Raw genomic sequence first — 11,879 nt, 5'->3', positions numbered from 1 at the left:
CGCAATTATCGAGGGTGCAGCTCAACCCCAAGCAGCGAAGTCAATGAAGCCTTGTTCGACATTGGTGTGGATCAATTTCACGCGCAACAGTTCACCCACCTCATGGTCTGAGGTGTAGGACGTGAGCATGCCTTCAACCGGTGGCGAAAACACCCGCACCCAGGTGCCGCTGGACGTTTTGCCCGTGACCACGGCCTCAAACACCTGACCGATGTGGCCCGCGAGCATCAAGGCAGATTCGGATTTACGCATGCGGCGCTCCACTTTGCGTGCGGCATCTTCTTGCTGGGTGCAATGCAAGGCCAGCGACTCTAATTCGGCGCTGCTGTAGGGGGCAGGCGCGCCCATCAACACGCTTTTGATCATGCGCTGTGTCACCAAGTCGGGGTACCGGCGGTTGGGTGCCGTGGAGTGGGTGTAGTCGCGCACGGACAAGCCAAAGTGGCCAATGGCTTCGCTGTTGGCGCGCTCCACTACATATTCACCCGAGCCCATGAGCTTGACGACGATCAATGACAAATCCGGAAAGCGCACAGGGTCGGCTTTGTGGCGCTTGGCTAAGAAAGTTTCTAAGGCGGACGAATCGGGCTCGGGCGGCAAATGTTCGTCATACGTGGCGGCCAAGGCCACGATGCGCTGCCAACGCTCTGGCGAGCGCACCACGCGGCGCAGCGAGGCGTGCCCGTGATGTGCCAAAAATTGGGCCGTGCAGGTGTTGGCCGCAATCATGAATTCTTCAATCAACTGACGCGCACGGTTTTGCACTTGTTGGCGAATCGCCACCACACGCTCGCCTTCAAACACCGCATGGGGTTGCAAGGTTTCAAACTCCAACGAACCGTGGGCATGCCGACGTGCGCGCAGACTCTGAGCGACCGCGTCTTGTAACAGCAACTGCTCAGCCATGCCATGCACCGCTTGCGCCGGATCAGGCAAAGCTTCGTCGCCTTCAATCCAATCAGAAATCGCGTCGTAGGCCAGCTTGGCTTTGTTGTGCACCTTGGCGCGGTAGAGCTGGCTGTGGGTCACTTCGGCATTGGCATTGATGCACATCTCCACCACCACGGCCAAACGTTCTTGATGCGGATTGAGCGAGGTGAGATCCGTGCACAAGCGATCGGGCAGCATGGGGAAAATGCGCGTCGAGGTGTACACCGAGGTGGTGTTGTGTTTGGCGTGCGCATCCAGGGCAGAGCTTTTGGGCACCAACACATCCACATCGGCCACGGCTACCCACACCTTGGTTTGGCCATCCGCTTGTTTTTCTGCCACGGTGAGTTGGTCTAGGTCGCGAGAGTCATCGTTGTCGATGGAGCACCACAACCAAGCCGTCATGTCCACCACGCGCGGGTCGATGTCTTGCCCGGCGTGCGCGATGGCCTTGAGTTCTTGCAAGGCCGCCCGAGAAAACTCGGGCTCTAAACCACGCTCGATCATGGCTTGCCCCGCAATCAATGACAAATCTGAACGACCGAGAAAGTGTTTGTACCCCATAGCACGAATGTAGCTGGTGGTGGCGGGCGTATCATGGGTTTTGCTATGTCTTTGATACAAAACCTACGCGCTTACCGCACCCAAATTCTCATCGCCTGCACCGTTTTAGGCTTGGCCGTTTGGCTAGGGCTGAACTTCTGGCTGGGGCCGAAAACGCCTGTGGCAGTGGTGGTGCAACGCGATTTTGTGCAAACCGTGGTGGCCAGCGGCCACATCGAAAGCCCACACCGCGTGGATTTGGGCGTGCAAATCACCGGCACCGTCAAGGCCGTGCCTGTGAACGAAGGCCAAACAGTGACGGCAGCACAACCGTTGATTCAGCTGGAAGACGCAGAGCTGGTGGCCAATGCGCGGCAAGCCGAGTCAGCCGTGGCCCAAGCCCAAGCCAAGCTGCGCCAGTTGCGCGAAGTGCAAGCCCCATTGGCCGAGCAAACCATGCGCCAAGCACAAGTCAACCAAGACACCGCTGCGCGCGCCTTGCAACGCACGCAAGAGTTGTTCAGCAAAGGCTTCATCGGTCAAGCCGCCTTGGATGAGGCCACGCGTGCCGAACAGGTGATGCGCTCACAACTCAAAATCACCCAGCAACAACTCAGCAGCACGCGTGCGGGTGGCAGCGACATGGCCGTGGCAGAGACCGCTTTGTCACAAGCCCAAGCGGGTGCCGAGCTGGCACGCGCACGGCTTCGCTACAGCCAAGTGTTGGCGCCAGCTGCGGGCACACTGATTGCGCGCAACGTCGAGCCTGGCGATGCCGTGCAAGCAGGCAAGGTGTTGATGGTGCTCTCGCCCGAGGGTGAAACGCAGGTGGTCGTGCAGATTGATGAGAAGCATTTGAACTTGCTCAAAGTGGGGCAAACCGCCTCGGTGTCGTCCGATGCGTACCCCGATCAACGCTTCACCGCCGAGCTGATGTACATCAACCCCGGCGTAGATGCGCAACGCGGCTCTGTGGAAGTCAAGCTGCGCGTGTCCCAGCCACCCGCGTATGTGCGACAAGACATGACGGTGTCGGTAGACATCGAAGTCGCCAAGCGCAGCCAAGCCGTGCTGGTGCCCACCGAAGCCGTCCATAACTTAGACAGCCCTGAACCTTGGGTGATGAAGGTGGTCAGCGGCAAAGCGATTCGCACGCCTATCCGCCTTGGCCTACGCAGCCAAGGCATGTGCGAAGTGCTGGAGGGGCTGGCCGCCAATGACCAAGTGTTGGCCACGGCGGCTCTACCGGTGAACGACAAAGCCCGCGTGCGGCCTGTCTCCAACCTTGTGGCGAAATGAGCGACGGCACACGCACACCACCCGCCATCCAGCCGCTGCCTCGCTGGATGCCGTTTGAATGGCTGGTGGCGCTGCGTTTTTTACGCGAAGGTCGTGTGCAAACCATTTTCATCATCGGCGGTGTGGCCATTGGCGTGGGCGTGATCGTTTTCATGTCGGCCTTGCTCAGCGGCTTGCAAACCAACTTTGTGAAACGTGTGTTGACGGGCCAAGCCCACATCCAACTGCTGCCTCCCAAAGAAACGGCACGCGCGCTGCGCGGGGCAGACCCTTTGACCGTCGAAGGCAGCATCGTGCAGCCGCCGCTGCAACGGCTCAAAAGCATTGACCAATGGCAAAGCGTGGCCGCGCAAATACGTGCGCTGCCCGAGGTGAACGTGGTCTCGCCCGCTGCCAACGGCTCGGCCTTGGTGGTGCGGGGCGAGGCCAGCCGCGCCATCAACGTGGTGGGCATTGAGCCCGAGCTGTACTTTCGCATCGTGCCCATGCCAGAAAAAATAGTGCGCGGCACAGCACGCATCACCATCAACGACATCTTGATCGGCACCGAGTTGGCCAACGATTTGGGCGTCTCGGTGGGCGACAAGCTGCGTGTCACCTCAGCCAGCGGCCACGCCAACACGCTGACCATCACCGGCATTTTTGACCTGGGCAACAAACCGGCCAACGCACGCACCACGATGATGGCGCTGCGCTCCGCGCAAAGTTTGCTGGGACTTCCAGGTGGCGTGTCGACCTTGGATGTCACCGTGCACGATGTGTACGGCGCAGAGTTGGTGGCGCACCGCATCACCCAACTCACAGGCGTCGACGCGGACAGCTGGATCAAAACCAACGAGCAGTTTTTCACCGCCATCAGCGCACAAACCACCGCCAACACAGCCATTCGCGTGTTTGTGGGTTTGTCGGTGGCGTTTGGCATTGCCAGTGTGTTGGTGGTGTCTGTGGTTCAAAAGTCGCGTGAGATTGGCATCTTGCGCGCCATGGGCATCACGCGTGAACAAATCCTGCGCATCTTTTTGCTGCAAGGCGGGCTGCTTGGCTTTGGGGGTGCGCTGGCAGGTTCGGCGCTGGGCTCGGCGGGGCTTGTGGTTTGGCAGCAAGCCCAACGCAACCCCGATGGCACGGTGATGTTTGCCGTGAGCTTTGAGCCTTTGATGTTTGCCATGGCCTTGTTGCTGGCCACCGCCACGGGGCTGATCGCCTCGTTTGCCCCAGCCATGCGCGCCGCCCGACTTGACCCTGTGAGTGCCATCCGTGGATAAACCCAACACGTCTTCCGCCCCCCGAGTGGTGCACCTGCAAGATGTTTGCAAGTCATTCAATGTGGGGTTGCCCAATGAAATTGAAATCCTGCATCACATCAACTTCAGCTTGTTTCGCGGCGAATTTTGTGCCGTGATGGGCCCCTCGGGCTCTGGCAAAAGCACCTTGCTCAACATCATCGGCTTGCTCGATCGCCCAACCCACGGCCAACTGGCCATCACCGGGGAAGAAACCACGGGGCTGGACGACCAAGCCCTCACCCGCTTGCGCGGCCATGCAATTGGGTTTGTGTTTCAACACCACCACTTGCTCAACGCTTTCACTGCGCTTGAAAACGTGATGATGCCTTTGCTGGGTGCAGCAGGCTTTCCCAATGCCAGCATCGAAGCCCGCGCCGCCGAACTGCTGGACAGCGTGGGCCTGAGTGCTTTTGCCAACCAGCCCTCCGGCAGCTTGTCGGGCGGCCAACAGCAACGTGTGGCTGTGGCTCGCGCACTGGCCATGAACCCCGCCCTGCTGCTGGCCGATGAACCCACCGGCAACCTAGACAGCAAAAGCGCCGATGCCGTGTTTGACCTGCTGCGCCGCGTCAGCCGCGAACAAGGCACGACGGTTCTATTTGTGACCCACAACCCCGAGTTGGCGACGCGTTGTGACAAAACCATTCAGGTGGTGGACGGACGGGTGATTTAAGGCCACTGGCCCCGCCTAAAATCACGGCATGACGAAACCCGCCCCCACTGCGACAGAACAAGACCACAAGCCCAGCAACTTTTTGCGCCAAATCATCGACAACGATTTGGCCCAAGGCACCTACGCCAGCCGCCGCTGGGCAGGCAGCCCCGGCGACGCCGCGCACCACGCTGCGGGCGAGCCCGACCCGGCCAAGATCCGCACCCGCTTTCCGCCCGAGCCCAACGGCTACCTGCACGTCGGCCACGCCAAAAGCATCTGCATCAATTTCGGTCTGGCCAAGGAATACGGCGGCGTCTGCCACCTGCGCTTTGACGACACCAACCCCGAAAAAGAAGACACCGAATACGTCAACAGCATCATCGACGCCGTGAAATGGCTCGGCTTTAGCTGGGCGCAGCTGGGGCAAGCCCAAGGCGCAGCCGCATCCGAGGACTGCAGCGCCGCTCCCTACCAGGCCAGCGACTACTTCGACTTCATGTACCGCGCCGCCGAGGCGCTGATAGAAGCCGGCCACGCCTACGTGGACGAACAAAGCGCCGAAGACATGCGCGCCAACCGGGGCGACTTTGGCAAACCCGGCGTAGACAGCCCATTCCGCTCACGCACATCGGCTGAAAACCTCGCACGCTTTCGCGAAATGCGCGATGGCAAGTTGGCCGACGGCGCTGCCGTGCTGCGCGCCAAGATCGACATGGCCTCGCCCAACATCAACCTGCGCGACCCGGCCATCTACCGCATCCGCCGCGCCACCCACCACCACACGGGCGACACATGGTGCATCTACCCGATGTACACCTTTGCCCACCCCATCGAAGACGCGCTGGAGCAAATCACCCACAGCATCTGCACACTGGAATTTGAAGATCAGCGCCCGTTCTACGACTGGCTGATGGAACGCCTGTGCGAATGCAAACTGCTGGCCGCGCCTTCGCCTAAGCAATATGAGTTTTCGCGCCTCAACCTCACTTACGTCATCACCAGCAAACGCAAGCTGGCGCAACTGGTGAACGAAGGCAAAGTCAGCGGCTGGGACGACCCCCGCATGCCCACCATCGTGGGCCTGCGCCGCCGTGGCTACACCCCGACAAGCCTGCGCCTGTTTGCCGACCGCATTGGCGTGACCAAGAGCGACAGCTGGATCGACTACAGCACACTCGAAGGCTGCCTGCGCGAAGACCTGGAAAACACCGCACACCGCGCCATGGCTGTGCTGGACCCCGTCAAACTTGTGCTCACCAACTGGGACGAGGTGATGGGTGCGGGCCACCTAGAGCCTTGCACACAAGCTGCATTGCCTCACGCTGACGAAGGCGCTGAAGTTCCTACGCGCCATTTCAAAATTGGCAAAGAAGTGTGGATTGAGCGTGACGACTTCGCCGAAGTGCCACCCAAAGGCTACAAACGTCTCTACCCTGGCAACAAGGTTCGTCTCAAAGGCGGCTACGTCATCGAGTGCACGGGCTGCACGAAAGACGCGGCTGGCAACATCACAGAAGTCCAAGCCACTGTCATCCCCGACACCAAGAGCGGCACCCCAGGCAGCGCCACCGTCAAGGCCAGTGCCGCCATCACCTGGGTGGGCGTGAACGATGGCCTGCAAGCAGAAGTGCGTTTGTATGACCGCTTGTTCACCGACGCTCAACCCGACGCAGGCGGCAAAGATTTCCTAACCGCCCTCAACCCCGACAGCCTGAAAGTGGTGACCGCGTATGTGGAGCCTTCGCTGGCCCACGTGCCCGCAGGTGCGCACTTTCAGTTTGAACGCCACGGCTACTTTGTGACCGACCGCGTGGACCATGCGGGGGGTAAGTTGGTGTTTAACAAGATCACGGGGCTCAAGGACACTTGGGCGAAGTAAGCAATGGCAATCCTTGACGAACAGTTGGTTGAAGAATGGCTTAACCGTCAGAACTTCTTCACCATGCGCGGTATCAAACAAGGTGTTGATGAAATTGATTTGCTTGGCGTTCGCTCATCGCCATCAGGCAATGAGTTTTGGCATGTTGAGGTGCAAATCAGTTATCGCCCGATTGGATATATCGGTGGAGATTCAAGCGCTAGAAAACGAAGTTCTATTGAAATACAAGAAGGTATTCAGGCTTGGGTTGAAAAGAAATTCACCTCAGAGAAAAAAGTGACACGCCGAAATGTCATTGTTCCTGATGCGAGCTGGCGATACGTACTGGTTCATGGTGTCGTTAGAGATGCAACTGAGCTTGATTACATGAAAGATTTAGGCGTTTCACTAATTCCCTACAAGCAAGTCCTATTAGATTTGCAGCAAGAAACCAAATCACAAAGTTCTTCTGCTGCAAGCAGCATCATTGACATGCTTCATTACATTCAAAATTAGCATTACTGATTGCCACTTAAACAAAGCTCAAGCCACAAACAAACAGCGCATAGCCATGCAAAGCTAAAAAGCTTGCATGACTTCAAGACCCAGAGCACTAGATCATATTAGCAAATATGCTAACATCTCACAAACCTCAAACTGGCAAATCACCTATTACAACGACCGTGTTCAGCGCGATGTATGGGCCATGCCAGCGGGCATCGCGGCTGACTATCTGCGACTGACCGAAGCGATGGCACTCTACGGCGCAGACCTTCGCATGCCGCACTCACGCGCGATGGGCGGCGGTTTGTTTGAGCTGCGCCCGAAAGGGCCAGAAGGAATTGGGCGGGTGTTTTATTGCACGCAAGTGGGCAAGACCATTGTGGTGCTGCACTCGTTCGTGAAGAAAACACAAGAAACACCAGACGCAGAAATGCGCGTGGCACGCAAACGATTAAAGGATGTGCAACATGGCTAACAACGGATACAAACCCGTGCCGCATGATGCGGCTTTTAAAAAGGCATTGCTTGCCAAGCCTGGCGTGAAGAAAGCCTATGACGCGCTGGAAGAGGAATATTCCACGCTGCACGCCATGCTCGATGCGCGTTTGGCTGCGGGCCTCACTCAAGCCGATGTGGCTGCGCGCATGGGCACCACGGTGTCGGCTATTTCTCGGCTTGAATCGTCGCTGCGCAGCGAAAAACACTCACCCTCTTTTGCCACGCTGCGCAAGTACGCACAAGCCTGCGGCAAAAAGCTGGTGGTGCAGATGGTTTAACGGCTTACTTTTTCTCGACCGGATTGGCCGTCAACAACTGCGCCGAGTAAGCGCGCATAAATTCACGCGCTTTCTCAGGCTTGGTATTGAGCCACGCGTCATACGCGCCCTCGCCCAAGATGACGGGCATGCGTTTTTCATTGCCGTTTTGTTGGTAGCGGTGCAGCAAGGCGTGGCTGTTGGCGTTGACGGTCAGCAGCGTGAAGCTGATGATTTCTGCACCGTCTTTGGCCCAACGCTCCCAAATGCCCGCCACGCCCATGGGCTTGCCGTCCACACGGGTGATGCGCGTGGGCACGGCTTTGCCACTGCGCCAGTCGTCTTCAAAAAACGCCATCATGGGCACGATGCAGCGCTGGCCTGCCAGCCACGCATCGCGAAAGTTGTTGGACGTGGTGACGGTTTCCGAGCGGGCATTGACCATCTTGGTGGAACGCAGCTTGGCATCGGATGCCGACTTGACCCACTGCGGCACAAAGCCAAATTGGCCTACAGCCAGTTCGCGCACCGGCGCTATCAGCGCCTTTTCATCAGGCGGGGAATCAGTTGCAGCACCTTCAGCCGCAGGCGCATTGCGCACAAACACGCCCAGCTTGCGCGGCCACAGGTCGCGTTCAAAGGCAATTTCGGGGGCTGCCACATCAAAGGCATCGGGGTACATCGCGGCGTTTTGCACGCTTTCAAAATGGGCAGTCATGCGTCCATGGTAGCCGCGTGCACCAAAGCACAGCCCCGAGGCTGATACGCTCTAGCCTTCGTTCGCTTTTCATGTCCCATGCTGATTCGTTTTAACAAGCCCTACGGCGTGCTCAGCCAGTTCACCCCCGAGGGGAAATGGCGTGGCCTGAAAGATTTCATCAACCTGCCCGGCGTGTACGTGGCAGGCCGCTTAGACGCCGACAGCGAAGGCCTGCTGCTGCTCACCGACGATGGCCAGCTGCAAGCCCGCATTGCCGACCCGCGTTTCAAGATGGAGAAAACCTACCTCGCACAAGTCGAAGGCGTGGCCGATGAGGCCGCGCTGCAAGCCCTCGCCAACGGCGTGATGCTCAACGACGGCATGACGCTGCCCGCTCGCGCACGCGCCGCAGAAGCCCCCGTGTACCTGTGGGAGCGCGACCCACCCATTCGCGTGCGACAGACCAAGTCCACCTCGTGGATAGAGCTCACCATCCGCGAAGGCCGCAACCGCCAAGTGCGCCGCATGACCGCCGCCGTGGGCCTGCCCACGCTGCGTTTGATACGCACAAACATCGGCCCCTACAACGTGCAAGATTTGCCGCTGGGTACCTGGCAAGAGACTGAATTACCATGACCCCATCTCAATCCGAGATAACTACAACGAAGGTGATATGGCCAAAGGCGAACAACACAGCAACAAAATGACAAAGAAGCCTAAAAAGGACACGTCACCTCCCAAGACCTCCACCTCGGATCGTCCCAACCCACCCACCACTTACGTCGCTCCACGCGGCAAGATCAAGAACAAGTAATGCCTGTCGCCGCTATCGCCACACTTCGCACGGCACTCGCGGCCCTGCGCAACGATGCCGCTACAGACCGTGCGTTTGTGCAAACGGCGCGCGCGCAGCAAGCTTTGTTCAAAGCCCTGCCGCCTCAGTTTGAAGAGGTGTGGCTAGGGCTGGTGGATCGGCTGGAATCGAGCGCCTTGTTCTCGGAAGAAAGCTGCTCTTTCAGCCAAACCGATTTGCTAGACAACCTTGCGCTGGTGCTGGACAAAGCCGAAGCGAAATTGACTGCATCGAATTAACCACTAAGCATGACTGCCCCAGAGAATTTTCAAATCTTCACCGTCAAGGTGGCGCCCGCTGGCCTGCAATACGACGTCGAGGGTGACCTCACCCTGCTCGAAGCCGCCGAGCTGTCACGCATCGAGCTGCCCAGCTCTTGCCGCAATGGCACGTGCCGCACCTGCGTGTGCCGTCTGGTGAGCGGAGAAGTGACGTACACCATTGAGTGGCCGGGCCTGAGCGCCGAAGAAAAAGCCGAGGGCTATGTGCTGCCCTGCGTGGCGCGCCCCACCACAGATGTGGTGCTGGAGCAAACACAGGCACGCGCCACATAAACCCACTCACACATGAACCCGATTTACGAAGACGAACACCTGCTGGTATTCGAAAAACCCAGCGGACTGCTGTCTGTGCCGGGCCGTGGGCCTGAGAAGCAGGACTGCTTGTCCAAGCGCGTGCAAGACATTTACACCGACGCACTGGTGGTGCACCGCCTGGACCAAGACACCTCGGGCCTCATCGTGATGGCGCGCGGCATTGAGTCGCAGCGCCGCATCAGCCGTTTGTTTGAAACCCGTCAGGTAAGCAAGCGCTACATGGCGGTGGTGGCGGGCAACCCGCTGCTCACCCAAGCGCACGTGCCCACCAACGAAGAAGGCTGGCGTGCCATTGAAGGCAACATCATGCTCGACTGGGAACGCCGCCCCATTCACATCATTCACCCCGACGGCAAGCCCAGCCTGAGCCTGTGGCGCATGGTGCAAGCGGGCGACACCGCCAGCTTGATTGAGCTAGAGCCCTTCACGGGCCGTACCCACCAGCTGCGTGTGCACATGCAAAGCCTAGGGCACCCCATGCTGGGCGACTCGCTCTATGCGCCGCCCGACATCTTGGCGCTCACGCCGCGTCTGATGCTGCACGCGCAGGACATTGGTTTTCCGCACCCGTTTAGCGAAAAACCCCTGGCCTTTTCAGCGCCTGTGCCGTGGTCTGCGGTAAACCCCTATGTTTTAAGCGTTCAGCCGTAAGAGATCTGTAGCAAAAGCGGCGCAAACTCATTTGGTTCTAACTTTTATAACTGGAGACAAAAATGCGTGAAGTAGTTGTGGTCAGCGGTGTTCGTACAGCCATTGGTACCTACGGCGGTAGCCTGAAAGACATTCCCCCCACCGAGTTGGCGGCCCAAGTGGTGCGCGAGTCCTTGGCCCGTGCCCACATCGACGGCAAAGACGTAGGCCATGTCGTGTTTGGCCATGTGGTGAACACCGAACCCAAAGACATGTACCTGTCTCGCGTGGCAGCCATCAACGGCGGCTGCGCCGAAGACACGCCCGCTTTCAACGTGAACCGTTTGTGCGGTTCGGGCTTGCAAGCCATCGTGAGTGCCAGCCAGTCCATCATGCTGGGTGACTGCGACATCGCCATTGGCGGCGGCGCTGAAAACATGAGCCGTGGCCCTTACGCTTCTCTCAGCGCTCGCTGGGGCGCACGCATGGGCGACACCAAGATGGTCGACATGGTGGTGGGCGCTTTGCACGACCCCTTCCAAAACATCCACATGGGCGTGACCGCTGAAAACGTGGCTGCTAAATTTGGCATCACCCGCGACATGCAAGACGCTGCGGCGGTCGAAAGCCACAACCGCGCCCAACGCGCCACCGAAGCAGGCTACTTCAAAGACCAAATCGTGCCTGTGATGCTCAAGAGCAAAAAAGGCGATGTGGCTTATGCCACCGACGAGCACTTCCGCCCCAACTGCAAGTTGGAAGACATGACCAAACTCAAGCCCGTGTTCATCAAAGAAAACGGCACGGTCACCGCGGGTAACGCATCGGGCATCAACGACGCGGCTGCGGCTGTGGTGTTGATGGAAGCCAAAGCAGCGCAAGCCCGTGGTGCAAAGCCACTCGCACGTTTGGTGTCTTACGCTCACACCGGCCTCGACCCAAAAATCATGGGCATGGGCCCTGTGTCAGCATCACGCCTCGCGCTGCAAAAGGCCGGCCTCACCACCAACGACATGGACGTGATTGAAGCCAACGAAGCCTTTGCCGCACAAGCCTGCGCCGTGAGCAAAGAGTTGGGCCTGGACCCTGCCAAAGTGAACCCCAACGGTTCTGGCATTTCTTTGGGTCACCCCATCGGTGCGACCGGTGCTTTGATTACAGTCAAGGCCCTGTACGAACTGCAACGCATCAACGGCAAGTACGCTTTGGTCACCATGTGTATTGGTGGCGGCCAAGGCATCGCTGCTATTTTTGAGCGTCTTTAATCCTC

Annotated in this window: 14 protein-coding genes; 12 read left to right on the top strand and 2 right to left on the bottom strand. The window is 58.8% G+C overall.

The genetic code is table 11. The features are described 5' to 3' along the window. Positions 1–21: 21 nt before the first annotated feature. Positions 22–1,494: an RNB domain-containing ribonuclease gene (locus QMG15_RS03770; protein WP_281789577.1), complete on the bottom strand. Its 1,473-nt coding sequence runs from the start codon at positions 1,492–1,494 to the stop codon at positions 22–24. Positions 1,495–1,539: 45 nt separating this feature from the next. Between QMG15_RS03770 and QMG15_RS03765 the strand changes: the two genes are divergently transcribed. From QMG15_RS03765 to QMG15_RS03735, 7 genes are all read left to right on the top strand, one after another. After that, entirely contained in the window at positions 1,540–2,772 is a 1,233-nt protein-coding gene (locus QMG15_RS03765; RefSeq protein WP_281789576.1) for an efflux RND transporter periplasmic adaptor subunit, read from the top strand. Beyond that, complete coding sequence (locus QMG15_RS03760; RefSeq protein ID WP_281789575.1) at positions 2,769–4,037, top strand: FtsX-like permease family protein; 1,269 nt, start codon at positions 2,769–2,771, stop codon at positions 4,035–4,037. Before QMG15_RS03765 ends, QMG15_RS03760 begins: the two co-directional genes overlap by 4 nt. Then, positions 4,030–4,731, top strand: coding sequence for an ABC transporter ATP-binding protein (locus tag QMG15_RS03755; protein ID WP_281789574.1), 702 nt, complete (start codon positions 4,030–4,032; stop codon positions 4,729–4,731). The genes QMG15_RS03760 and QMG15_RS03755 overlap by 8 nt, the downstream gene beginning before the upstream one ends. A gap of 28 nt (positions 4,732–4,759) precedes the next feature. Beyond that, on the top strand, positions 4,760–6,592 hold the full coding sequence (locus tag QMG15_RS03750) for a glutamine--tRNA ligase/YqeY domain fusion protein (RefSeq protein ID WP_281789573.1): 1,833 nt from the start codon (positions 4,760–4,762) through the stop codon (positions 6,590–6,592). 3 nt (positions 6,593–6,595) lie between these two features. Further along, positions 6,596–7,087: a hypothetical protein gene (locus tag QMG15_RS03745; protein ID WP_281789572.1), complete on the top strand. Its 492-nt coding sequence runs from the start codon at positions 6,596–6,598 to the stop codon at positions 7,085–7,087. Between the two features lie 190 nt (positions 7,088–7,277). Next, positions 7,278–7,550 carry a type II toxin-antitoxin system RelE/ParE family toxin gene (locus QMG15_RS03740; protein ID WP_281789571.1) on the top strand — a complete coding sequence of 91 codons (273 nt, stop codon included), beginning with the start codon at positions 7,278–7,280 and terminating at the stop codon, positions 7,548–7,550. Beyond that, the gene (locus tag QMG15_RS03735; RefSeq protein WP_281789570.1) at positions 7,543–7,851 is read left to right on the top strand and encodes a helix-turn-helix transcriptional regulator; all 309 of its coding nucleotides are present in this window, start codon (positions 7,543–7,545) and stop codon (positions 7,849–7,851) included. The genes QMG15_RS03740 and QMG15_RS03735 overlap by 8 nt, the downstream gene beginning before the upstream one ends. Positions 7,852–7,855: 4 nt before the next feature. On the opposite strand, the gene QMG15_RS03730 is transcribed toward QMG15_RS03735, so the two are convergent. Further along, a complete protein-coding gene (locus QMG15_RS03730; RefSeq protein ID WP_281789569.1) occupies positions 7,856–8,548 on the bottom strand; it encodes an SOS response-associated peptidase family protein in 693 nt (230 codons plus the stop codon). A 78-nt stretch (positions 8,549–8,626) separates the two neighbouring features. On the opposite strand from QMG15_RS03730, the gene QMG15_RS03725 reads away from it, so the two are divergent. The 5 genes from QMG15_RS03725 (at position 8,627) to bktB (ending at position 11,874) form a co-directional block, all read left to right on the top strand. Beyond that, the gene (locus QMG15_RS03725; protein ID WP_281789568.1) at positions 8,627–9,166 is read left to right on the top strand and encodes a pseudouridine synthase; all 540 of its coding nucleotides are present in this window, start codon (positions 8,627–8,629) and stop codon (positions 9,164–9,166) included. Between the two features lie 177 nt (positions 9,167–9,343). Beyond that, positions 9,344–9,622 carry a hypothetical protein gene (locus QMG15_RS03720; protein WP_281789567.1) on the top strand — a complete coding sequence of 93 codons (279 nt, stop codon included), beginning with the start codon at positions 9,344–9,346 and terminating at the stop codon, positions 9,620–9,622. A 9-nt stretch (positions 9,623–9,631) separates the two neighbouring features. Further along, positions 9,632–9,937: a 2Fe-2S iron-sulfur cluster-binding protein gene (locus QMG15_RS03715; RefSeq protein WP_281789566.1), complete on the top strand. Its 306-nt coding sequence runs from the start codon at positions 9,632–9,634 to the stop codon at positions 9,935–9,937. Between the two features lie 12 nt (positions 9,938–9,949). After that, positions 9,950–10,630, top strand: coding sequence for an RluA family pseudouridine synthase (locus tag QMG15_RS03710; RefSeq protein ID WP_281789565.1), 681 nt, complete (start codon positions 9,950–9,952; stop codon positions 10,628–10,630). Positions 10,631–10,692: 62 nt separating this feature from the next. Continuing rightward, entirely contained in the window at positions 10,693–11,874 is a 1,182-nt protein-coding gene (gene bktB, locus QMG15_RS03705) for a beta-ketothiolase BktB (protein WP_281789564.1), read from the top strand. Positions 11,875–11,879 lie beyond the last annotated feature (5 nt).

Source organism: Limnohabitans sp. INBF002 (assembly GCF_027924905.1).
In the GTDB taxonomy this organism is placed as follows: domain Bacteria; phylum Pseudomonadota; class Gammaproteobacteria; order Burkholderiales; family Burkholderiaceae_C; genus Limnohabitans.
The sequence above is the reverse complement of the archived record's forward strand: the minus strand, read 5'-3'. Positions and strand labels throughout refer to the sequence as shown.